Here is a 26237-nt window from a genome sequence, read left to right on the forward strand (position 1 = left end):
CAGCCTCTCCCGTCCCGCTCACAGTTCACCGCCTGGAGTTACTCTCCCTGGCCCTACAGATGGTGCTGAATTCCCGCAAGGCGGGGATCTACGCGCACGATGTCCACACGTCATCCGGTCGAATACGTAAATACCTGAGTGTCGATCGAGGAATGCGTCACGCTGACTTCGCCGGTCAGCTGAACGACCCGTTGTACCGGGCTCCGCAGAACGCATTCTATGAATTCGATGACATCTACGCGGCGACGCGTCCGTCGCGGGTTTGCGTGGTCGCCGACGGTGCCGGGCCGTCCGAGGACGAGGACGGCCTCCTGGTGCTTCGGTGCTCCGGTGACGGCCGTGGCCGGCTGGAGGTCGAGGCTCCCGCCGGGCTGCCTTTCCTCACCGTGCTGCGGGAGCACGTGGACGCCTTCCTCGCCCGGCTCGAGCGGTTCGAGCAGGGCAATGCCACTCTCGGCGACGTGCTGTGCCTACCCGGCGCGTTGCAGGACGCGTGGGCGGCGCAGGCAGGCCGGACCCGTACGCCGTACGACGCCCGACCCCTGCACCGCGTATTCGAGGAGCAGTGTGCGCGTCAGCCCGACGCGGCCGCCGTCGTCCACGGCGGCACCACCCTGACCTACCGGGAGCTCAACGAGGCGGCGAATCGTTTCGCCAGGCTTCTTCAGGAGCGTCACGGGCCCCGACCAGGGGACCTGATCGCGCTCTACCTGGACCGCACCGAGCACCTGCTGGTCTCCGCGCTGGCCGTGCTCAAACTGGGTTGTGCCTACGTCCCTCTCGACCTCGGCTCGCCCGCGCGCCGCACCGCCGCGATCCTCGACGACAGTCGACCCGCCCTGATCATCGGCGACAGCGCGCACCACACCCGTCTGGGCGACGTCGCCCCCGGCGTTCCCGTGGTCGTCGCCGACGCCGACGACGTACGAGCTGCGGCCGCCACATGCGGCCGGACCGACCTGGACGTGCGGGTGACCGGCTCCGACCTCGCCTACGTCATCTACACCTCCGGAACCACCGGCCGGCCCAAGGGGGTCGCCGTGGAGCACCACAGCTACCTCAACATCGCCCAGGACATTGGGCAGACCGTCGGCTTCCGGCGGGGCGAGCGCATGCTGGCCGTGACCACCGTCGCCTTTGACATCTCCACTTTGGAGCTGTACATGCCGCTCCTGTATGGCGGCACTGTGGTCCTGGCCGGCCGTAACGACCTGCTGGACGTGGCCCGTCTCCTCGAACTGATCGAGGACGGCGTGTCCGTCGTCCAGGCGACACCGTCCCTGTGGCATCTGATCATCCGCAATCTCGGCGGCGAACGGCTGCCCGTGCGTGCCCTGTGCGGCGGCGAAGCCCTGTCGCCGCAACTCGCCGCCGAGCTCGCCGCCGCCGTGGACCGGTGCTGGAACGTGTACGGGCCGACGGAGACCACGGTCTGGTCCACGCGACGCCTCCTCACCCCCGACGACTCCCGGCCGCTGATCGGCACACCCGTCGCCAACACCCGCTGCTACGTCCTGGACGACGAGCTGCAACCGCTGCCCCCGGGCGTCGTGGGCGAGCTGTGCATCGCCGGAACCGGTCTGGCCCGCGGGTACCTGAACGCGCCGGAACTGACCGCGAGCCGCTTCATCACCCTGCCGCCGGCGACCGATGGCACCGGGCCGTCCGTACCCGAGGATCGCCTCTACCGCACCGGTGATCTGGTGCGCGCCCTCCCTGACGGGGCCCTGGAGTTCGTCGGCCGCAACGACTTCCAGATCAAACTGCGCGGACACCGTATCGAACTCAGCGAGATCGAGAGCGCGCTGGCCTCCCACCCCGCCGTCGAGCAGAGCATGGTTCTCGTCCACGAACCGCCCCGGACCGCCGGCGGCACCGGCTCCCCGGCCGACGAGGCCCGCTATCTCGTCGCCTACTACGTGGCTCCCGTACCGCCCGACCGGGAGGAGCTGCGACGTCACCTGGCCGGGCTGCTGCCCGAGTACATGATGCCGACGGTGTTCATCCCGCTGAAGAGCATGCCGCTGAACGCCAACGGCAAGATCGACCGCAGCGCCCTGCCGGATCCCGGGGAGTTCCTCACCGAGGGGTATGTCGCCCCCACCGGGGAGCTGGAGAGCCGCCTGTGCGAACTGTGGTCCGAGGTGCTGGGCGGCACCGGCCGGACCGTCGGCGTCACCGACGACTTCTTCCAGTCCGGCGGCAACAGCATTCTGGGTATCAAGCTCGTCAACCGCATCAACAGCGAGCTGGGCTGCGACATCCGCATCCGCGACGTCTTCCGCGAGAAGACCGTCCGGCGGCTCGCCCCGCTCGTCGCCGCGAGCCTCGGCGGCTTCGCCTACCGCGACCACGTCCTCGACGGCACCGACACCGAGCACCTCTACGAGCCGTTCCCGCTCACCAACGTCCAGCAGACCTACTACCTGGGCCGTTTCCACAACTTCGAGCTCAGCAACGTCTCGACCCACGTCTACAGCGAGTTCCGCTACGGGGCCCTCGACCACGAACGGCTGGAGAACGCGTTCAACCGGCTTATCGAACGCCACCTCGCCCTGCGCACGGTCTTCACCGATGGCCGGCAGCGCTTCCTGCGCGAGGCTCCCCGCTACCGCATCCCGTTCCACGAACTGCGCGACGAGACCGAGCTGGACGAGCTGCGCGGCCGCTACGCCCACAAGCTGTACGACCCGGAGCGGTACCCCCTGTTCGACATCGTGCTCAGCCGTCTGGACGACGTCTTCCGGCTGCACATCAGTTTCGACGCCCTCGTCATCGACATGGCGAGCTTCGACATCCTCTTCACCGAGTGGGCGCAGCTCTACGCCGAGCCGGAGCGCTGCCTGCCGGACCTCGGCGTCAGCTACCGCGACTACGTCCTGCAGTACGAGAAGGTGCGCGACAGTGATCTGCTGCTCCAGGCCCAGCAGTACTGGGAGGACAAGGCCGACGACTACCAGCTCGACCTCCGGCTGCCGCTGCGGGCCCACCCGTCGAGCGTCGGCACCCCCGTCTTCCGGCGCAAGAGCCGGGTCGTCCCCGCCGCCGCCTGGAACAAACTCGCCGACCGGTGTCGCCGCCACGGCGTCAGCCCGACCGCACTCATCGTGGAAGTCTTCGGAAGGGTGCTCGGCCACTGGAGCGGCCAGGACCGGTTGTGCGTCAACCTCACCCTGTTCAACCGGCTCCCCCTGCATCCGGACATCAACGGCGTCATCGGCGACTTCACCGTCCTGGAACTCTTCGACCACCGCACCGAGCACGGCACGGTCATCGCCGACACCCTGCGGGGGGTCCATGGCGACCTGCTCCGCGACATCGAGCACAACCTGTTCGACGGGGTCGACTTCCAGCGGCTGCTGAAGACCCGCCACTCCATGCCCATCAACAAGATCGTCGCCCCGGTCGTCCTCACCAGCACCTTGGGAGCCCCGGCCGACGCCCGCATGTTCGAACTCGTGCTGAACGACACGTACCAGGGAGTCGACCACGCCATCTCCCAGACCCCCCAGGTGTGGCTCGACAACAAGGCGTACGAGACGCGGGAAGGCTTCGTCGCCGAATGGGACTACGTCGAGCAGCTCTTCGACCCGGCCGTCCTCGACGCCATGCACGACAGCTACTGCCGGCTCATCGAGAACCTGGCTGAACTCGATTGGGAGACTGCCGTGTTCCCGTCCCTGCCGGTCCCCGAGGCCGACTTGGCCCTGATCGAGGCGGCGAACGCCACCGGGGAGGCCCTCGATTCCGGTGAGACCCTCTTCGGCCTGTACGAGTCCGGGCTGGACGAGGGCCGTCGCGCAGCGGTGGCCGTCATCGACGCCGGTACCGGCCACAGCCATACCTACGGTGAACTGTACGACGACTCCGGGCGACTCGCCCGCGCCCTGTCGACGCCCGGCACCGCCCCGGACGAGCCCCGCGTCGTGGGTCTCTTGGTGGAGAAGGGCTACCCCCAGGTCGTCGGCACACTCGCCGTGATGAAGGCCGGTGCCGCCTACGTCCCGTTGAACGTCGACTGGCCCGGCGGACGACTCGCCGAGGTCCTCGCGCAGGCGGGTGCGGGGGTGGTGTTGGTGTCGCGGGCGCAGGCGGGGCGGCCGGAGGTGGCTGCTTTGGCGCCTGGTGTGCGGGTGCTGGTGGTGGAGGATCTGCTGGCGGGTGAGGTGCCGGAGGCGGAGCTGCCGCTGGTGGGTGCTGACGATGTGGCGTATGTGATCTTCACGTCGGGTTCGACGGGCCGGCCGAAGGGGGTGACGATCAGTCACCGGGGGGCGGTGAACACGCTGCGGGCGGTCAACGAGCGTTTCGGGATCGGGCCGGACGATCGGGTGCTGGCTTTGTCGGAGCTGAGTTTCGATCTGTCGGTGTACGACCTGTTCGGTGTCCTCGCGGCCGGTGGGGTGATCGTGTTCCCGGCGCAGGGGGAGACGAAGAACCCGGCGCACTGGCTGGAGCTGGTACGTGAGCACCGGGTGACGGTGTGGAACAGCGTGCCGCAGCTGGCGGGTCTGCTGGTGGACGAGGCCGGGGAGATGCCGCTGGAGAGTCTGCGTGTGGTGTTGATGTCGGGTGACTGGATTCCCATCCAGCTCCCGGACCGGTTGGAGGCGTTGGCTCCTGAGGCGACCGTGATGAGTCTGGGGGGTGCCACGGAGGGCAGTATCTGGTCGATCTGGTATGAGATCGGCCGGGTGGATCCCGGGTGGGCGAGCATCCCGTACGGCACGGCGATGCCGGGTCAGCGGATGTTTGTGCTGAACGGCCGGGGTGAGCACTGTCCGGTCGGGGTGGCGGGGGAGATCCACATCGGCGGTGCCGGTGTGGCGCTCGGTTACTGGCGGGACGAGGAGCGCACGGCGGAGCGGTTCTTCGAGCATCCGGAGTGGGGGAGGCTGTACCGCACGGGTGATCTGGGCAGGTGGACGCGGCGGGGATGGATCGAGTTCCTCGGCCGGGACGACTTTCAGGTCAAACTCAACGGCTACCGCGTCGAACTCGAGGAGATAGCCGCCAAGTTGGGCCAACTGCCCGGTGTGGACAAGGCCGTGGCCCGGGTACAACAGGACGACGCCCAGGACCGGCTGGTCGCCTATCTGGTGCCGGCCCCAGGTGCTGGAGACGCTGCGAAGGGCGTGGACCGGCAGGAGTACGTGCTGAGCGCGCCGGGGCTGCTCGGCAGTGCCGAGCCGCGGTTCGCCCTGGAACTGCGCCAAGATTCGGAGACGTACACCCGCGCCAAGAGTTACCGGCATTTCCTGGACGCGCCCGTCGATCCGCGCCTGCTCCACAAGCGGTTCGCCGAGGCGCTCGGAGAAGGCGGCACGGTCCTTCACGAGGGGGCGTCCGCCACCGCAGACCTCGGCGAAGAGGACCTGGCCGCCGTCCTCGGCGTCCTGTCCGCCACACACCTGCCCCACCGCGCGTTGCCCAAATACCGCTATCCGTCGGCGGGCAGCACCTACCCGGTGCGCACGTTCCTGCACACTCCCCGGGAGAACCTGTACTTCCACCCGCTGACCGGGGAACTGGCCGCGCACGACCTGGAGACGGTTGCCGCCCGGCCGCCCGGCCACGGCAGGGAGCTGCATCTCGTCGTGCACTGGCCCGCCATCACCCCGCTGTACGAGGACCGTGCGAGGCGGCTGGCGCTGCTGGAGGCGGGGCACATGCTGGCCCTGCTCACCGCGGAGCTGGACGCGCGCGGCATACCGTACCGGGCGGTGCCCGAGGAGCGATTGCTGGACGCGGAGAACACCCGAGTGTGCCGAGTGCTGCTCGGCGCCTGCGGCGGATTCCGCCCCGCACCCCTGGAGCCGGTCTGCCGGATCCGGGAGGCCGGTGGCACCGAGTTCGCCGAACCCGGCGGAGGCGACCCCTACGACCTGGCCGCGGTGCCCGTTTTCCAACGGGCCGGCGACGCCCACGCGGTTCTCAGCCGGGCACGCTGCCTGTTCACACTGGAGGGCGAGGCGACGGCCGCGCACCTGCTGTCGGCCGGGTTCCTCTTCCAGCGGCTCTCGGAGCGGCTGCACGCCGACGGACTGGGCACCTGCCCGCTGGGTGTGACGCCCACCGACCGTACCGTGTACGCCCTCGCCGTCGGCGCGGTGGACGAGGAGGTCCTGTGGTCCGCTGAGAGCCCCGCCGAGCCACCCACCCTCGCGGAGGTGGTGACCGCAGAGCTGGCGCGTGTCCTGCCGGAGTACATGCTGCCGACCGGCTACCGGGTCCTGGACGCACTGCCGCTCAGTCCCAACGGCAAGCTCGCCGCCGACCGCCTGCCTCCGGTGGAGTTCCAGGGCACCTACGTGGCGCCCGCGACCGACACCGAGCGGACCCTGGCCGAGGTCTGGGCCCAGGTTCTGGACCGCCCGGCCGAAGCGGTCGGCACGACCGACAGTTTCTTCGCCATCGGCGGCAACTCGCTGGCCGCCATGAAGCTGGTGCGTCTGCTCCAGCGGGACCTGGGGTGCGAGCTGAAACTCCGGGACCTGTACGCCAACGACACGATCCTCAAGCTTGCCGAGCACCTGAGTGCGGCCCCGGCAGCCGCCGTGCGCGAAGAGGGAGAGCTGTGAACCCCGAGCTGCAACTTCTGAACGACCTCCGCTCCGCCGGAGTCCTGCTGTGGAACAAGGGCGAGGACCGCCTCGGCTTCTCCTTCCCGCAGAACGCCGGCTTCCCGCAGCCGCTCAAGGACCGGGTGAGCCGCAGCAAGCGGGAGCTGCTGCACATCCTGGAACTCAACCGCGTCGACAGCGAGGAGCGGGCCCGCCGGACCACCCACTGGAAGCTGCCCGACACGGCACACGAGCGGACGCTGCTGTCCGTCCAGCGGGGCATGTACCTGCAGAGCCGGATCGACGCACTCGGCCACACCTACACCATCCCCCTCTTCGTCGAACTCACCGGCACCGACGCAAACGCGGCCGAACGCGCCGTGCGCACCCTGCTGGCGGCGGAGCCGATTCTGCGGATGCGGGTGGGGGAGGACCTGTCGTACGAGGAGCTGCCCGCCGACGCGGTCACGGTGGCGCGCACCAGCGTCGCCGTGGACCGCCTCGAAGCGCTCCGCGAGGACCGCGCCCGCACCGCCTTCCCGCTTCCCGACGGCCAGCTGATCCGCCCCGAGGTCATCGAGGTGACAGGCACCGGGACGGTCGTGGTCGGGCTGACCCACCACCACATGCTGACCGACGCCCACTCGGCGGAACTGCTCGTGCACCGCCTGCTCGCCCTGCACGACACCCCTGACGCCGGCACACCCGGCGACGACGGGCCCGCACTCGACTACTTCGATCTCGTCGCCCAGCAGCGGATCGAGCTGGCCGGCTCCGAGTGCGCCGCCGCCCGCGACCGGCTCGCTCGCAGCCTCGCCGCCGCCCGCAAGCCGCGGCTCGGACGCAGCGCCGCACGGTGCGCCGACAACCGGGCGGCCACCCTCCGCCGCACTCTTGACCCGGACACCCACCGGGCGCTCACCGACCTGGCTGCCCGGCACCGGGTGAGCCGGTACGCTTTGCTGTTCACCGGCCTCTACCACACACTCAGCAGCTTCACCGGCGGCCAGGACGACTTCGCCGTCGCCCTCACCGTCGCCAACCGGCCGCCCGCCTTCCAGTCCGCGATCGGCCCGTTCGTCAACACACTCCCGTTGCTTCCGGAGTACCGCGGTGGCGACACGTTCCTCGAGAACGCACGACGCGTCAACGACGCCGTCATCGACCTGAACCAGCACCACCAGCTCAACATCGACATGCTGGTCGACGCCCTACCGGGCGGCGCCGCGGATCTTGCCGACACTCTCCAGGTGCTGTTCACCCTGCACAACTACACGCCGGTCCAAGCACCCCCCACCACCCTCGGTCACCGCGTCCTGCCGTACGAAGACCTGGCGGAGAAGTTCGGGATCTCCGTCATCGCCAAGGAGAGCGACAACGGCGTCGACTTCACCGTCACCTACGCCGAGGCCCGCTACGACCGGGAGCGGATCGAGGCGCTCTGCGACACCTACCTCACGGTGCTGCGCTCGGCGGCTGCCACGCCGGACACCGCCATCGACCGGCTGGAGTTGGTGCCGCCCGCGACGCTGCGCCGGATGGCCGAGTGGAACGCCACCGAACGGGACCACGGGCCGGTGCGCACCGCCGTCGAGATGTTCGAACTCCAGGCACGCCGCACGCCGGACGCCACCGCAGTCGTCCACGCCGGTCGCAGGCTGACGTACCAGCAGCTCGACGAGCGCGCGAACCGCCTGGCCCACCTGCTGCTGCACCGGCACAACGTGACGCCGGGCAGCCTCATCTGCCTGCGGCTGGACCGCGGTGTGCACATGCTGGTCACCGTACTCGGCGTGCTGAAGGCGGGATGTGCCTACGTCCCCGTCGACACGGATGCCCCGCACGAGCGGCTGCGCTTCATCCTCGCGGACACCCGGAGCCCCCTGCTGCTCACCGACGTCCGCAACCGGCCGAACTGCGTGGCGGCGGATCCGGGCGTGCCCGTCGTCACCGTCGACGAGGACCCCGACGCGGCCGAGCTGCCCTGCCACGCCCCCGGCCTGGAACTCACCGGCTCCGACCTCGCCTACGTCATCTACACGTCCGGTACCACCGGCCGGCCGAAGGGCGTGCTGTGCGAGCACGGTGGGCTGGTCAACCGCATTCAGTGGATGAACCGCATGTTCCCGCTCGGCCCCGAGGACCGGGTCCTGCAGAAGACACCGTATGTCTTCGACGTTTCCGTGTGGGAGCTCCTGTGGGCCGTCTGGTACGGCGCGGCCGTGGTCTTCGCCGAGCCGGGTGCGCACAAGGACCCGTACGCCCTGACCGAACTCATCGAGCGTGAACGCGTCACCGTCGTCCACTTCGTGCCGTCGATGTTCGCCGTCTTCCTGGAGGCGGCCGACGGCGCGGACGGGGCACCGGCCGCGTTGTCCGGCCTGCGCCTGGTCTTCTGCAGTGGTGAGGAGCTGAAACCCGCCCAGGTCCGCGACGCCCACCGGCTGCTGCCGGGTGCCGACCTGCACAACCTGTACGGGCCCACCGAGGCGTCCATCGACGTCCTGCACCATCCCTGCACCGAGCCCGACCCGGACACCGTGCCGATCGGCACCCCCGTCGACAACACGCAGGTCTACGTGCTGAACACGGCCCGCACACCACTGCCCGTCCACGCCGTCGGCGAGTTGTACATCGGCGGCGTCCAGCTCGCCCGCGGCTACCTGAATCGCCCCGAACTCACCGCCGAGCGCTTCGTGCCGAACCCCTTCGGTGAAGGTCGCCTCTACCGAACCGGTGACCTGGTGCGGCAGCGCGGCGACGGCTCCATCGAGTACCTCGGACGCGAGGACTTCCAGGTCAAGATCCGCGGCTACCGGATCGAACTCGGCGAGATCGAGGCCGCGCTCACCCGCTGCCCTGGCGTCCGGCAGGCCGTCGCCCTGGTGCGGCACACCGACCCCCGGCACCCGTACCTGGTGGGCTACTACGTCGCCGACCACCCCCTCGACGAGACCGCGCTCACTCGGGCCCTGCACCAGACGCTGCCGCCGTACATGGTGCCCGCCGCCCTGGTCCACCTGGACGAGCTGCCCGTCACCGTCAACGGCAAGCTCGACCGGCGGGCGCTGCCCGACCCGGGACTTTCCCACACCACGGAGGAGCGGCTCAGCCCGCGCACCCCGATGGAGGAGCGGGTACGCGACCTGTGGGCCGACTGTCTGGGCCTGCGCCCCGAGGACCTCGGCGTCCGGGACGACGTCAGGCGGCTGGGCATGGACAGCATCGTCGCCATCCGGGTGGCGGGTCGGCTGCGAAAGGAACTGGGCATCACGGTCGCCGTCCGTGACATTTTCTCCCTGCCGACGGTCGAACAGGTCGCCGCCCTCGCGACGAGGAGCGTGGCCGAGGCCGGCGCCGATGTGGTGGTGGCGGAGCAGGGTGTGTTGTCGGGTGAGGTGCCGTTGCTGCCGGTGCAGGAGTGGTTCTTCGGCCGGGGGTTCGTGCGGCCGGGGCACTGGAACCAGGCGTTCTTGGTGCGGGTGCCGGAGCTGGACCCTGAGCGTCTTGAGGGTGCCCTGCGCAGGCTGGTGGAGCGGCACGACGCGTTGCGGCTGCGGTTCCGTGACGGGATGCAGTTCTACGACGTGCAGGCGTCGTTCCCTGGGCTGCGGGTGCTGGATGTGCGTGAGCTGGCGGGTGGGGAAGGGTCACCCGGGCTTCAGGAGCGGCTGACCGGCTGGCAGAGCGGCTTCGACCTGGAGCACGGTCCTGTGGCGGCGTTCGGGTATCTGTACGGGTACGCGGACGGTAGTGCGCGGGTGTTCTTCGCGTTGCACCATCTGGTCACGGACACGGTCAGCTGGCGGATTCTGGCGGAGGATCTGCACGCGCTCTATGAGGGGCGTGAGCTGGGCGCCAAGGGCACCAGTTACCGTCAGTGGTCGCAGGCGGTGGCCGAGTACGCCCGTCGCCGGCCGGAGGAGAGGGCGTACTGGGAGAACCTCCTCGCCGACCACGACCCCGCCGCCGTCCTGCTCCAGGACACCGGCGTCGGCCGCAGCGAGGAGTTCACCCTCACCGAGGACAGCACCCGCGACCTGCTCGGCCCCGCCCACCGCGCCTACCACACCCGCGTCGACGACCTGCTGCTCACCGCGCTCGCCCGCGCCCTGGAAGGTGTCGCGGGCGGCCGCGTGCAGCATGTGGTACGCGAGGGCCACGGCCGCGAGGACATCGCGCCCGGCCTCGACGTCAGTGGCACGCTGGGCTGGTTCACCACCTTCCACCCGGTGCGGCTGCCGCTCACGGACGACCTCGGGGAGACCATCCGCGCCGTCAAGGAGAGCCTGCGTGAGATTCCCGCGGGAGGCATCGGCCACGGCGCACTGCTGGGCGACCGCCCGTTGCCGGCGGTGTGGTTCAACTACCTCGGTCGGCTCGACGTGGAGCAGGCAGGCTCCGACGACTGGCGGCTCGTCCTCGAGGATCCCGGCGAGACCATGCCCGCCTGTAACACGACGGGCGCCCTGCTGACCGTCCTCGCGCACGTGGGCCGGGGAAGGCTGCACGTCCGTCTGGACAGCAGGCTGGACGCCGTCACCACCCGGGCACTGGCCGACGCGCTCGAAGCCGCGCTCATGGAGGTCATCGGACACTGCGTCTCCCGGACCACCGTCCAGTACACGCCCGGTGACTTCCGGGACGTCCGGGGCGAGGCCGACCTGCGGGCCCTGCCGCCGTCTGCCGGCGCCGACCCCGGAGCCTGGTTCGACATGACCGAGATTCAGAAGGCTTACCTGGTGGGCCGGCTCGGCAACTACGAGATCGGCAACGTCGCCAACCACGTCTACAGCGAGTACCACTACCGTGACCTGGACACCGGCCGCCTGGAGGAGTCCGTCAACCGGCTCGTCGCCGAATGCGACGCGCTGCGCACGGTGTTCTCCCACGAGCGGCTCCAGCAACGGGTGCTCGCGCCCGCCGAAGTACCCCAGTACCGCATACCGGTCCACGACCACACCGACCACGACTACGACCCCGCCCGGCCGAACCGGGTGCGGGAGCGGTTGTCCCACCACCTGTACGATCCGGAGCGCTTCCCGCTGTTCACCTTCGAGGTGAGCCGGTTCCGCGACCGCAGCGTGCTGCACATCAGCTGGGACCTGATCGCCCTCGACGTGCGCAGCAGGCTCGCCGTCATGCGACGCCTCGACGCCCTCCACCGGGGCACCGACCGGTGTCCGCCGCTGACCGGGACCGGCTTCAAGGACTACCAGGACTACGTTGCCCTGCTGAAGCACTCCCGGTGGTACGAGGACGACCGCGCCTACTGGCAGGAACGGCTCCCCACCCTGCCCCTGCGCTGCACCCTGCCCTTCGCCACCTCGCCCGACACCGTGAGCCACCCGCGATTCGCCGAGCACACCCTGCGCATCGGACCCGACGTGTGGGACCGGTTCAAGGAGCAGGCACGACGGCACGGCGTGTCCACGTCCTCGGCGCTGCTCGCCCTGTTCGGCAGCGTCCTCTCCTACTTCTCCGGCGCGCACGACCTGCCCATCACCCTGACCCTGTCCCAGCGCCTGCCGGTGTTCGAGGGCAGCGACGAGCTGCTCGGCAACTTCACCTCCACGGTCCTCCACCACCACAGCGACCACGCCACCGACGCCGAAACCCTCGTCCGGCGCACCCACGACCTGCTGTGGGAGAGCATCGGCCACGCCCTGTACTCGGGCGTGGAGGTGCAGCGAGACCTGAGCCGTCTGCACGGCCTGGACCCGACCCGCGCCGTGTCGCCGATCGTGTTCACCGGTGTGATGGGCCAGGAGACCCGCGACGCCGACCGCGGCGCGTTCCTCGACGACAGCGAACTGACCGACGAGCGTCACTGGAGCGCCCAGACCTCCCAGGCGTGGATCGACCTGCAAGCTGTCGAGGTCGCCGAGGGCTTCATGAGCAAGTGGCTGTACGTCGACCAGCTCTTCGACCGCGGCGTCATCGACCACCTCAACCAGCTGTACTGCGCCCTCATCGAGCACCTCGCGAACGCCGACTGGGCGACCGCACTGCCCCGGGACCGCTATCTCCCCGAGGGCGACCTGGCCCTGATCGAGGCGGCGAACGCCACCGGGGAGGCCCTCGATTCCGGTGAGACCCTCTTCGGCCTGTACGAGTCCGGGCTGGACGAGGGCCGTCGCGCAGCGGTGGCCGTCATCGACGCCGGTACCGGCCACAGCCATACCTACGGTGAACTGTACGGGGATTCCCAGCGGCTCGCCCGGCGCCTGCGCGGTGCGCTCGGCGACCCCGCCGACAGCCGACTCGTCGCGGTACTCGCCGAGAAGGGCTACACCCAGGTGCTGGCGACCGCGGCGGTCATGAAGGCCGGCCTCGCCTATCTGCCTCTGCACGTCGACTGGCCCACGGGCCGCATCCAGGACGTCCTCGCGCAGGCGGGTGCGGGGGTGGTGTTGGTGTCGCGGGCGCAGGCGGGGCGGCCGGAGGTGGCTGCTTTGGCGCCTGGTGTGCGGGTGCTGGTGGTGGAGGATCTGCTGGCGGGTGAGGTGCCGGAGGCGGAGCTGCCGCTGGTGGGTGCTGACGATGTGGCGTATGTGATCTTCACGTCGGGTTCGACGGGCCGGCCGAAGGGGGTGACGATCAGTCACCGGGGGGCGGTGAACACGCTGCGGGCGGTCAACGAGCGTTTCGGGATCGGGCCGGACGATCGGGTGCTGGCTTTGTCGGAGCTGAGTTTCGATCTGTCGGTGTACGACCTGTTCGGTGTCCTCGCGGCCGGTGGGGTGATCGTGTTCCCGGCGCAGGGGGAGACGAAGAACCCGGCGCACTGGCTGGAGCTGGTACGTGAGCACCGGGTGACGGTGTGGAACAGCGTGCCGCAGCTGGCGGGTCTGCTGGTGGACGAGGCCGGGGAGATGCCGCTGGAGAGTCTGCGTGTGGTGTTGATGTCGGGTGACTGGATTCCCATCCAGCTCCCGGACCGGTTGGAGGCGTTGGCTCCTGAGGCGACCGTGATGAGTCTGGGGGGTGCCACGGAGGGCAGTATCTGGTCGATCTGGTATGAGATCGGCCGGGTGGATCCCGGGTGGGCGAGCATCCCGTACGGCACGGCGATGCCGGGTCAGCGGATGTTTGTGCTGAACGGCCGGGGTGAGCACTGTCCGGTCGGGGTGGCGGGGGAGATCCACATCGGCGGTGCCGGTGTGGCGCTCGGTTACTGGCGGGACGAGGAGCGCACGGCGGAGCGGTTCTTCGAGCATCCGGAGTGGGGGAGGCTGTACCGCACGGGTGATCTGGGCAGGTGGACGCGGCGGGGATGGATCGAGTTCCTCGGCCGGGACGACTTTCAGGTCAAACTCAACGGCTACCGCGTCGAACTTGGCGAGATCGAGAGCGCGTTGACCCAGGTCCCGGAGATCACCCAGAGCGTTGCCCTGGTCAAGGAACATCAGGCGGAGAGCGGCCCAGCCCGGCAACTCCTCGTCGCCTACTACGCAGCCCCGGCGCCACTGGACTCCGAGCGCCTTGGCGAACGGCTCGCCGCCGCCCTGCCGGCGTACATGGTCCCCGAGACTTTCGTACACCTGCCGGAACTGCCGCTCAGCCCGAACGGCAAGCTCGACCGGGGCGCTCTGCCCGAGCCCGCCGCGGCCGTCGAGGAGGTCGTCCCCCCGCGCGGCGAACGGGAGCGGCGGCTGCGTGACCTCTGGGCCGACGTTCTCGGCATGCCCGCCGAGCGGCTCGGCATCACCATGGACCTGATGCGGCTGGGCATGGACAGCATCGTCGCCATCCGGCTGGTCAGCCGCATCCGACGGGAGTTCGGCGTCCGGGTCGCCGTGCGGGACATCTTCGAGCACCGCACGGTCGAGCGGTTCCACGACCGAGTCCTCGCCGTGGCCGAGGCCGGCGCCGATGTGGTGGTGGCGGAGCAGGGTGTGTTGTCGGGTGAGGTGCCGTTGCTGCCGGTGCAGGAGTGGTTCTTCGGCCGGGGGTTCGTGCGGCCGGGGCACTGGAACCAGGCGTTCTTGGTGCGGGTGCCGGAGCTGGACCCTGAGCGTCTTGAGGGTGCCCTGCGCAGGCTGGTGGAGCGGCACGACGCGTTGCGGCTGCGGTTCCGTGACGGGATGCAGTTCTACGACGTGCAGGCGTCGTTCCCTGGGCTGCGGGTGCTGGATGTGCGTGAGCTGGCGGGTGGGGAAGGGTCACCCGGGCTTCAGGAGCGGCTGACCGGCTGGCAGAGCGGCTTCGACCTGGAGCACGGTCCTGTGGCGGCGTTCGGGTATCTGTACGGGTACGCGGACGGTAGTGCGCGGGTGTTCTTCGCGTTGCACCATCTGGTCACGGACACGGTCAGCTGGCGGATTCTGGCGGAGGATCTGCACGCGCTCTATGAGGGGCGTGAGCTGGGCGCCAAGGGCACCAGTTACCGTCAGTGGTCGCAGGCGGTGGCCGAGTACGCCCGTCGCCGGCCGGAGGAGAGGGCGTACTGGGAGAACCTCCTCGCCGACCACGACCCCGCCGCCGTCCTGCTCCAGGACACCGGTGTGCCGCTGGACATCGACGTCACGCTCGACACCGCCCGCACCACACAGCTCCTCGGCGACTGCCGGCGTGCATACGGCACGCGGGTTGACGAGTTCCTGCTCGCCGCGTTCACGCTGGCCCTGACCGACGTGACCGGCCGGTCGATGCAGCATCTGATGGTCGAGGGCCACGGCCGCGAGGACATCGCGCCCGGCCTCGACGTCAGCCGCACGCTGGGCTGGTTCACCACCCTCCACCCGGTGCGCGTCGAGACGTACGACGATGTCCGGCGCACACTCGCGTCCATCAAGGATGGGGTGCGCGCGATACCCGGCAAGGGCCTCGGCCACGGAGCCCTGTGCGGCTACGACCGGCCCTTGCCCCGGGTGTGCTTCAACTACCTCGGGCGCCAGGACTCGGCCACCGGTCCCTGGCAGGTCACCTCCGAACCCGCCGGTGACTGGAGCCGCCCGGACAACTTGCTGCCGTACGCGGTCACAGCCACCGGTATGGTGAGCGAGGGGAAGCTGCGGTTCACGCTCTCCTGCCGGCTGCCCGAGTCCGACACCCGGCGGCTCGCCCGGGCCTTCGAGGACCGGCTGACCGAGCTGGTCGACACCACGGCCCGCAGCACCCGCACCCACCTCACGGTGAGCGACATCGACGGACTGCTGCCCCAAGAACACCTCGACCGGCTCCAGGCCGACCGTGAACTGGACGGCGTCTTCGCCGCCACCAGCCTCCAGCAGGGATTTATCCAGCACGCGGTCGCCCAGGGCGACATCGATGACGCCTACCGGGTGCAGGCGGTCTGGGATTACGACACCGCCCTTGATCCGGACCTGTACCGCACGGCTTGGGAGCACGTGCAGCGCGGGTTCGCCGCGCTGCGGCTGCGGTTCGACTGGCAGTACGAGATGGTTCAGGTCCTCGACCGTGAGGCCCCGCTGACCTGGCAGTACCTGGACCTCAGCGGTCACCCGGACACCGCCGCCCGCGACGCCGCTTTCCAGGCGTTGCTGGAGAGCGACCGCGCCACACCGTACGACCTGCGGGTGAGTGGTCTGTTCCGGGTGTACCTCGTCAAGCAGGACGCGGAGCGCTTCACCTGTGTGCTCAACACGCACCACGCGATCCTGGACGGCTGGAGCAGTCCGCTGCTGCTGCGCGCCCTGCACGAGACCTACCTGGCACTGCGCGACGACCGCCCGCTGCCACTGCTGGGCGACGATTACGCTGCGGTCCAGCGCGGCCTGCGCCGGCACGCCCACGGGCACGACGCGTTCTGGCGCGCCTATGCCGCGGACGCGGGCGACGGCTATGACATCAGCGGACTGCTGCGGCCGGAGGCCCGGGGCACGGACCTCGCCACCCAACGGCGCGTCCTGCGCCAGGAGCAGCAGACGCTTCCGCTGCCCGCGGAACTGCTCTCGCAGCTGCGCTCCGTCGCCCAGGACCATGGAGTCACCCTCAACGCGCTGCTCCAGTACGCCTGGCACAAGGTGCTCGCCTGCTACGGCCGGGCCGACACCACCGTGGTCGGGACCGTGCTCGCCGGGCGTGATCTGCCCGTCGACGGCCTCGAGACCTCTGTCGGCCTGTATCTGAGCACCGTCCCGCTGATCGCCCGCCACGGCACCGCCGCCGACAGCGTGATCGAGGAGGTCCAGCGGCTCCAGGACGACCTGCACGAGATCAGCCGTCGCGGCGATGCCGACCTCGCCGCGCTCCAGACCGGCGGACGGCGGCTGTTCGACAGCCTGTTCATCTACGAGAACTATCCGGCCGTCACCGACGAGCGGCACGAGCGGGAGCTGCGGCCTCGCTTCCGCTTCCGGCACCAGAAGCGCGATTACCCGCTGGTCGTGTCGGTGACCGAACAAGACGGGCACGTCACGCTCGTCCTGGACCACGCCGGGGAACTCTTCACCTCGATGACCGCTCGTCGCCTGCTGGCCGACGTGGAGACGGTGCTGCGTACGCTTTCCGACGATCCCGGTGCCGCCCCGTCCGACCTGGTGCTCACCGCGCCGCGCGCGGCACTGCGGGACGAGGCCGAGTGGAACGACAGCGGCACCGCGGAGCCCGCGGAACCGGTCATCCACCGCGCCTTCGAGGCACAGGCTGCCCGCACTCCTACCGCACCCGCTGTCACCCACGGCGGCACCACCCTGACGTACGCCGAACTGAACGCGGCGGCCAACCGGCTGGCCCGCGTGGCCCGGCAGCGGGTCCCGCTCACCCCCGAGGAACCGGTCCTGCTGATGCTCGACCGCGGCGCCGACACCGTCACCGGCCTGCTCGCCGTCCTCAAGGCGGGCTGCGCCTACGTGCCGCTCGACCCCGGCTATCCGGACGAGCGCATCGCCCGGATAGCCAAGGGCAGCGGCGCCCGCCTGCTGTTCACCCACGCCCGCCACCGCGAGCGGCTGACCGCGCGGTTCCCCGGCCTGACGGTGCTTGCTGTCGACGCCTCCGAGACCCGGGCGGCGTGCGTCGCCGAACGCCCCGACGACCTGGGCCTGCCCGTCACCGGGGATGCGCTCGCCTACGTCCTCTACACATCCGGCACCACCGGGCAGCCCAAGGGTGTGATGGTGGAGCACAGGGCCTTCACCACCACCATGGCCGCTCTGCGCCAACGGCACTTCCCGGGGGCCGGCCCGCTGCACACGTACAGCGTGACCAACTACGTCTTCGACATCTTCGGGCTGGAGTACGGCCTGACCCTGCTCGGCGGCGGCAGCATGACCGTCGGCGACCATCCGGTGGCGGAACTTGACTGCACTGGCTACGACTTTGTCCAGATGACGCCCAGCCTGCTGGAGATGACGCTGCCCGCGCTGCGGGGCCTGCACGACACCCGCCTGCTGGTCGGCGGGGAACGGCTGGAACGGCATCTGCTGCGCGCGGCGCTGCGCCGCTGCCCGAGGGTGGTCAACGTCTACGGCCCGACCGAGACCACCATCTGGTCCACCTCCCGCGCCTACACCGCCGCGGACGCCGACGGTCCCCTTCTGGTCACGATCGGCCGGCCCCTGCCGAACGAGACGGCGCACGTCCTTGATGCCCGGCTGCGACCGCTGCCCCCGGGCGCGATCGGGGAACTGTACCTGGGGGGTGCGGCCCTCGCTCGCGGTTACCTCGGTGACCCTGAACTGACCCAGGAGCGCTTCGTAGATGCCCACGCCGCCGAGCTCGGCCACCTGTACCGCACCGGTGACCTGGCACGCCGACTGGACGACGGGGAGATCGAGTTCGTCGGCCGCGCCGACGACCAGGTCAAGCTGCGCGGCCACCGCATCGAACTCGGCGAGGTGGAGAGCGCACTGGCGTCGTTCCCCGGCGTGCGGCAGAGCGCCGTCGTCGTCGGCTCCCTCGACGGCTCCGCCGACACCCCGGACAACGCCCGCAGCCTCATCGGCTACTACGTCGCGCGCGAGGCCCTCGACGATGAGGCGCTGCGCGACTACCTGGCCGCCCTGCTGCCGGAGTACATGCGGCCCGCCGCGCTCGTGCACCTGACCGAACTGCCGCTGACCTACAGTGGGAAACTCGACGTCAAAGCGCTGCCCGCCGCCCGCCGCCGGACCGCCCGCAGGACACCGGCGGCCCCGTCCGACGACACCGAACGACTGCTCGTCCGGCTGTGGCAGGACGTCCTCGGCCTGTCCGAGGTCGGCGTGCACGACCGCTTCTTCGACCTGGGCGGAAACTCGATCCTGCTGACCAAGGTCCACGCCCGTCTGCCGGAAGAGATCCGGCGCACGGTCACCCTCACCGACCTGTTCCGTCTTCCGACCATCGCCTCCCTGGCCGCACACCTCACCGGACGGCGCGCCGACGAGCGGCCGCGACCTGAGCCCGCCGGCCACCCGGCCGGCCCCGGTCACCTGGACGGCGGCGGCAGGGACATCGCCGTCATCGGCATGGCCGGCCGCTTTCCCGACGCCGATGACCTGGAGGAGTTCTGGCACAACCTGGTCACCGGACACCACAGCGTCGTCCGCCCCACGCGTTCCGAACTGCTCGCCGCGGGTGTGCCGGAGCGGGAGATCGACCAGCCCGGGTACGTACGGGCCCGGAGCGGGCTGCGCGACATCCGCTCCTTCGACGCCGAGTTCTTCGGCTACTCTCCCCGGGAGGCGCGCACCATGGACCCGCAGCACCGGGTGTTCCTGGAGTGCGCCTGGCACGCCCTGGAGAACGCGCACTGCGACCCGGCCGCGTACGACGGGGACATCGGAGTCTACGCGGGCGCGGGCCAGAACGACTACGCGCAGGAGCACGTGCTGCCCTCACTCGGTGAGGCCGACCTGGCCACGCGCTACCAGGTCATGATCAACAACCAGGCCAACTTCCTGTGCACCAAGGTCGCCTACAAGCTCGGCCTGACCGGCCCCGCCGTCACCGTGCAGACCGCCTGCTCCACCTCGCTGGTAGCGGTGCACCAGGCGTGCACGGCGCTGCTGGCGGGCGACTGCGACGTGGCGCTGGCGGGCGGCGTGTCCATCGGCAAGGTCCGTGCCGAGGGCTACGTCCACCAGGAGGGCATGGTGTTCTCCCCGGACGGCACCTGCCGCGCCTTCGACGCGGACGCACAGGGCACCATCGAGGGCCAGGGCGTCGGCATCGTCGTCCTCAAGCTGCTCGACCGCGCCCTCGCCGACGGCGACCGCGTGCGGGCTGTTATCAAGGCCACGGCGATCAACAACGACGGCCGCGACAAGGTCGGCTACACCGCCCCCAGCCAGGAGCGGCAGGCCGCTGTGATCCGCCGCGCCCACGAACGCGCCCGGATCGACCCCGCGACCGTCGGCTACGTCGAGGCCCACGGCACCGGCACGCCGCTCGGCGACCCCATCGAGGTGGCCGCTCTGCGCGAGGCGTTCGCCTCCGGCGGCACCATGCCGCACCGGGTCGCCCTGGGCTCGGTGAAGACCAACATAGGCCACCTCGACGTGGCTTCCGGCATCGCCGGACTGATCAAGACCGTGCTCTGCCTGGAGCATCGCACCCTGGTGCCGACCCTCCACCACACCCGGCCCAACCCCCGGCTGGAGCTGGAGACGACCCCCTTCCACGTCGTCACCGAGACGACCCCGTGGACCGACGGCCGCCCGGTCCGCCGGGCCGGCGTCAGCTCCTTCGGCATCGGCGGCACCAACGCCCACGTCGTCCTGGAGGAGGCGCCCCCGGCCTCCTCCGACCTGGCCGGACGGCGGCACGAACGGCGCGCCCATTCCCTGTTCGTCATCTCGGCGCCCACACCGGACGCCCTGGACCGGCAGTCACGAGCCCTGGCCCGCCACGCGGCCGCTCACCCGGACGTCCCGCTGGAGCGGCTGGCGTACACCCTCAACACGGCACGGCACCGCTTTCCGCACCGCCGCGTCGTCGTGGCCACCGGGCACCAGGAACTGGTGGAGCGGCTGACCGAGCCGCCCCGTGACATCGTCACCCACCGCCCCGGCCGGCCGGTCGTGTTCCTGTTCCCCGGCCAGGGCGCCCAGTACCGCGACATGGGCCGGGCCCTGTACGCGAGCGAGCCGGGATTCCGGGCCCACGTGGACCACTGCCGGGAGCTGCTGCGCGGCGCGGCGGAAGCGGACGCCACCGAGGCCGACCTGCTCGGCCGCACCGACAGGGTGGGGGACACCCGGTTCACCCACGTGGCCCTGTTCGTCGTCGAGTACGCGCTGGCGCGCTGGTTCACGGACCTCGGCGTGCGACCCGACGCGGTGATCGGCCACAGCCTCGGGGCATACCCGGCCGCCTGCCTGGCGGGCGTCCTCTCGCTGGAGGACGCGCTCACGCTGGTCGCCGAGCGCGGCCGGCTGCTCGCGGGCACGGCCGCCGGCGCGATGCTCGCCGTACCGCTGCCCGAGGACCGGGTACGGGACCGGCTGTGCCGCCACGGGCTGGATCTGGCCACCGTCAACGACGCCACCAGCTGCGTCGTGTCCGGCCCGGCCGAGGCCGTCGACGCGTTCACGGCGGAACTGGCCGCCGAGGGCGTCACCGGGCGTCAGCTCGCGGTCTCGCATGCCTTCCACTCCCGGCTCCTGGACCCGGTCCTCGACCGGTTCACCACGGCCGCGGAGGGTGTCCGGCTGAGGGAGCCCGAGCTGCCGTTCGTGTCCGACTTGACCGGCGACTGGGCCGATCCCGAGGAGGTGCGCAGCCCCGCGTACTGGCGCGGACACCTCCGACGGACCGTCCGGTTCCACGACGGGCTGAGCACGCTGTACCGCGACCCGCGGCTGCGCGACGCCGTCCTGCTGGAGATGGGACCGGGCCGGGCACTGGGCCGCGCGGCCCGGCGTCACCCGGACCGCGCCGGCCGTCTCGTGGTCGCGGCCATGCCGCCCGCGGGCCATGCCGCGCACGAGGAGCCTGCCACCGCGCTGCACGCCCTGGGCACGGCTTGGGCCGCCGGCGCCGACGTCGACGCGGACGTCTTCCACGGCCTGACCGCCCTGGACCGGGTGCCGCTGCCCGGCTACGCCTTCGCCCGGCAGGAGCACTGGATCGACCGGGCCGCGCCGACCGGACCGTCTCGCGTCGCGCGGACGGAGGCCGCACGCCCCGCGCCGCAGGACCCCGCAGCGACGGACATCCCTCCGGACGCGGCGGCGACTACGGTGACGGAGGCGTGGCGCACGGTCCTCGGCATCGACGGGGTCCGTCCCGACGACGACTTCTTCGCCCAGGGCGGCGACTCCCTGGCCGCCGTCCAGCTCGTCGCCCGTATCCGGGAACGGACCGGCGTCGACGTCGAGTTCATGGCACTGGAACGGCACACCCCGCAGGCCCTCACCGAGGCGCTGGCCCAGCGGCTCGCCGGAGGCCGGCCCGAGCGGGACGCCCCCCGCGGCCTGGTGGTGATCCGGGCGGGCGACCCGCAGGCCCGCCCGCCCCTGGTGCTGGTCCACCCCATCGGAGGCGACGTCTTCTTCTACCGGGAGCTGGCCGGCTGCCTGCCGGAGGACCAGGCCGTGTACGCGATCCGCTCCCCCTTGCTGGACGGCCCCGCCGACCTCGACACCATCGAGGAGATAGCGGCCTCCTACCTGGACCGGCTGGAGGAGTTCGGGCTCAAGCCGCCCTACCGCCTGGGCGGGTCGTCCTTCGGCGGCCTCGTCGCCTACGAGATGGCACAGCAACTCGACACCCGCTACGCGCACCGGCCCGACGTGGTGCTGATCGACAGCCCCGCCCCCGGCAACCTGCCCCCCGAGATGACCGACGACGACATCCTCGACTACCTCATGCGCTACGGCCTCGCCCGGCTGAAACTGCCCCGCCGGGAACTGGCGGCGCTGCCCACCACCGAGGACCGCATCCGCCTGATCGCGGAAAGGGCCCGCGCCACCGAGTTCGAGGACCTGCTGTCCGCCGACTTCCTGCCCCGCTATCTGCGCGCCTGGCAGCGCCACAGCAGGGCCATGCACGCCTACACCGCCCGCCCCTACGCCGGGGACGTGCTCTTCTTCTCCCACCAGGAGGAGATCCCGGAATTCCCGGCCGGCCAGGCACCGCACTGGCGGCGGCTGGTGCGCGGCACCTTCCGGGAGGTCCCCGTACCCGGTAACCACCTCAGCATGAACGGGATGCCGCACGTCGCCACGATCGGCGCCCACCTCGCACAGGGAGACAACGGTGAGTGACCTGACCAGCGGCGCGCTGTGCACCGTGCCCGGCAGCCGCATCTGGTACGACGTACTCAACCCCGACGCCCCGGGGACCCCGGTGGTCACCGTCCACGGCGGTCCCGGCACCCCCCACGACTACCTGCGGCCCCTCGCCGATGCGTTGCCGGGCCACCCGGTCGTCGTCTACGACCAGTCCGGCTGCGGCCGCTCCGCGCAGCGGCCGGCAGACGGGCGGCCCTGGCGGCTGGAGCACTTCGTCGACGAACTGGACACCCTCGTCGGCTCCCTGGGCCTGGAGCGCTTCCACCTGCTCGGACACTCCTTCGGCACCATGATCGCCTCCGACTTCGCCCTGCGCGGCACGTACCGGCCCGATTGGCTGATCCTCGTCTCGCCCGTGCTGAACGTCCGCAAGTACGAGGAGGACATGCGGCAGCTACTGTTCCGGCTGCCCCCGGCCACGGCCCAGGCCATCAGCGACGCCCTGCGCATCGGTCGGTACGACACCGCCGCCTACCGCGAGGCGTCCCTTGTGTTCGCCGAGCGGCACATGTGCCGCACTGACTGGCCCGACGCATTGCTCGACGCCACCCTCGGCACCTCCGAGCAGGTCCGCGATGCCCTGTGGGGCCCCACCGAGTTCCGCGTGACCGGCAGCCTGCACTCCTACACGCGCACCGACCGACTGCCCGAATTGAGCATGCCGACCCTCTTCGTGAGCGGAGAGCACGACTTCGTCCCGCCCCGGGCCTGCCAGGCGTACGCCCGGGCGGTCCCCCACGGGCAGACGGTGGTCGTCCCGGACGCCTCCCACATGCCGCACCTGGAGCAACCCGCGCTGTTCGCCCGGGAGTTGCTGGCGCGGTTCGGTGGCGCGGCGTGAGAAAACGAGGTGTTACCACCGGCGGTCCTGTGCCTATGATGAGCGGCGGCAACCTCGTTCCAGGGATCGCTTCAGAAGGGCTCACGTTGAAGTCGGCGTCACGTGCCACAGGTGGCGAGCGGGCGGGCCGCAGGCCGCGCAACGCTCAGGCCGCCTGGTGGCCGCTGATTCGAAGACTCACCACGCACCGCTGAGCCTTGCCGAGAGCACTGCCGCTCCGGCACGGCGCGGTACAACGTGCCCACTTCATCTCATCCGGCCGGTCTCCGGCGTGCCCCCCGTCCGTCGCGCCCTTGCGCGGACGTGTGGCCGTCCGCCGCCCGGCCCTTCCCTCACGAGGCCATGAACAAGAAAAGATTCCTGCCCACGCTGCTCGTCGTGGCGCTGATCGGCACCATCATCGAGCTGGACATGTCCGTGCCCAGCTTCCCCGACATCGCCCGAACGCTGGACGCGTCCGAGTCGTCGGTCCAGCTGACCATCACCTACAACTTCTTCGGCTACTGCCTGGGCGCCCTCGCATACGGACCGCTGTCCGACCGGTTCGGCCGACGCGGCGTCATGCTGGCCGGCAACGCCGTCATGCTGGCCGGCGCCCTGGGCTGCACGGTGGCGCCCACCATCGAGTTCCTGCTGGCATCCCGGTTCGTGCAGGGCATCGGCGCCAGCACCTCCGTCGTGCTCGTCTTCGTGATCATCGCGGACGTCTACGAGGGGACCCAGCTGCTGAAGATGTTCGGCCTGACCAACGCCGCCATGTCCACCTTCATGACGGCGGCCCCGGCCCTCGGCGGGCTGGTCAACCGCACTCTCGGCTGGCGCGGCAACTATGCGGTGGTCTTTGCTGTCACCCTGGTGTCGCTGCTGCTCATGGCGCTGTTCCTGCCCGAGACCAAGGCCGAGCGGGTCAAGGTGAGCGCCCGGCAGGTGGCCGGCGACTACCGGCGTCTGCTGGGCAGCAGGGAGTTCCTCGCCGCGTCGCTCGTTCCCAGCCTGCTGTTCGCCGCCTATATGGTCTTCATCGCCGCCAGCTCCTTCCTGTACACGGACACCTTCGGCCTGTCCACGCTGGCGTTCGCGGGCAACCTCCTGGTCATCGTCGCGTCGTTCGCGATCACCAGCCTCTTCGCCACCAAGATCATGGAGCTCCTCGGCGGTCCCGTGCGCACCGTGGCGTGCGCCATCACCGCCACGCTGGCCGGAGTCGCCCTGTTCCTCGTCTTCGGTGACGACCCGGTGTCCACCACCGTGTCCCTCGCCGTCTTCTGCGCGGGCTTCGCCGCCGTCTACCCCGTCGTCTTCGGCCGTTCCCTGCAGGTGTTTCCCGAGCTCCAGGGAGCAGCGTCCTCGCTGAACATGAGCGGCCGGGCACTGCTGGTGACCCTGTTCACCGGCGTGGCCAGCAGCCTGTTCACCGGCGACGCCGTCGTCACGGCCGGGGTGATGGCGGTGGCCACCGCCGTCGCCGCGCCGCTGGCCTTCCTCAGGCTCCGCACTCCCGCCGGCGAGCAGACCTCGCACCCGTCGGACGCGATGACCGGGGCCAGCTGACCCGGCCCGCCTTCGGCTTCCCTTGCCACCCCGTGGGTGCGGGCGGCACTGTCCGCCGCCCGCTCCCCCGACCATCGTCATAGGGCACGCCGGCCGTCCGCGTGCCCGGGAAGAGGCACGCCATGTCCACCCTTCACCAGGAGAACGCCCCGTCCGAGCGGACGCTGTCCAGCCTGACCGCGCAGTACGCGGACCGCTGGGATGCCCGCTCGTCCGTCCGCACCCGCCCCCGCAAGACCATCGACTTCACGCAGAGCGGCTTCTTCTTCCCCGAGGACAAGCAGCCCCTGCTGCTCGCCGAGGAGGTGCGGGGCCTCGGACGGTCCGCCAAGGACGAGATCCTCGTGCAGTCCTTCTACAAGTACCTGCACGACATCGTGAACCTGGAGATCAAGGAGATCGTCTCGGCCTGCTCCAAGCTCCTGCACGGGAACCTGCCCGTGACCTTCTCCGAGGAGACCAGGCTCAACACGTACTCGATCATGATCGACGAGTACTATCACGTGTACATCGCCCAGGACATGATCCTCCAGCTGCGGCAGCACTACCCGCACCTGAGCGACATCGACTACGCGCTCCCGGACTCCCGGCGCGCGGTGAGCGAGATCCGCGCGAAGCTGGCCCTCCGCTACCACGACGTCTTCGAGATACTCGCCAACTGCTGCTTCGAGACGACCCTCGTGCGCGAACTCGTCGAGTTCTTCAACAGCCCGGGCGTGCATCCCTCGATCAAGTACTACGTCAACGACCACATGAACGACGAGTCCCGCCACTACGCGTTCTTCTTCGACCTGATGACCTACCTGTGGCGAGAGATCCCCGAGGACTACCGCGAGGCCATCGGAACCCACCTGGCGGAGTTCGTCACCCTCTATCTGTCCGTGGAGTCGGAAAAGCAGTTCAACGTCGAACTGCTCGCCACTCTCATCGGCGACCGGGAGCAGGCCCGCGCCTCCGTGGAGTCGCTCTACACGGGGTTCGAGATCACCCCCGACGTGCCCATCGTCAAGAACGTGCTACGAGCCCTCGGCAACGCCGGAATGCTCGCCCACCCGGCCGTACGCGACAGCTTCGCCCGTATCGGCTGGACCGTCTGAC

Annotated in this window: 5 protein-coding genes; all 5 read left to right on the forward strand. The window is 70.3% G+C overall.

Features of this window, described 5'->3' with window-relative positions; genetic code table 11:
• Positions 1-266 precede the first annotated feature (266 nt).
• The 5 genes from AC0VYN_RS08730 to AC0VYN_RS08750 all read left to right on the forward strand — a co-directional run bounded on the left by AC0VYN_RS08730 (position 267) and on the right by AC0VYN_RS08750 (position 26236).
• On the forward strand, positions 267-6581 hold the full coding sequence (locus AC0VYN_RS08730; protein WP_475535458.1) for an amino acid adenylation domain-containing protein: 6315 nt from the start codon (positions 267-269) through the stop codon (positions 6579-6581).
• Positions 6578-22720 carry an amino acid adenylation domain-containing protein gene (locus AC0VYN_RS08735; protein ID WP_475535459.1) on the forward strand — a complete coding sequence of 5381 codons (16143 nt, stop codon included), beginning with the start codon at positions 6578-6580 and terminating at the stop codon, positions 22718-22720. Before AC0VYN_RS08730 ends, AC0VYN_RS08735 begins: the two co-directional genes overlap by 4 nt.
• On the forward strand, positions 22713-23588 hold the full coding sequence (locus AC0VYN_RS08740; protein ID WP_475535460.1) for a proline iminopeptidase-family hydrolase: 876 nt from the start codon (positions 22713-22715) through the stop codon (positions 23586-23588). Before AC0VYN_RS08735 ends, AC0VYN_RS08740 begins: the two co-directional genes overlap by 8 nt.
• A 342-nt stretch (positions 23589-23930) precedes the next feature.
• On the forward strand, positions 23931-25139 hold the full coding sequence (locus AC0VYN_RS08745; RefSeq protein ID WP_475535461.1) for an MFS transporter: 1209 nt from the start codon (positions 23931-23933) through the stop codon (positions 25137-25139).
• Between the two features lie 122 nt (positions 25140-25261).
• Positions 25262-26236: a diiron oxygenase gene (locus AC0VYN_RS08750; protein ID WP_475535462.1), complete on the forward strand. Its 975-nt coding sequence runs from the start codon at positions 25262-25264 to the stop codon at positions 26234-26236.
• Position 26237: the final 1 nt, after the last annotated feature.

The organism is Streptomyces sp. 63XJN7_1_ISO-PGPR-S23-121 (assembly GCF_056173025.1).

What these genes read in the sequence shown, in the direction of transcription:
- AC0VYN_RS08745 (WP_475535461.1), top strand. Translation starts at nt 23,931, where the DNA reads ATGAACAAGAAAAGATTCCTGCCCACGCTGCTCGTCGTGGCGCTGATC.
- AC0VYN_RS08750 (WP_475535462.1), top strand. Translation starts at nt 25,262, where the DNA reads ATGTCCACCCTTCACCAGGAGAACGCCCCGTCCGAGCGGACGCTGTCC.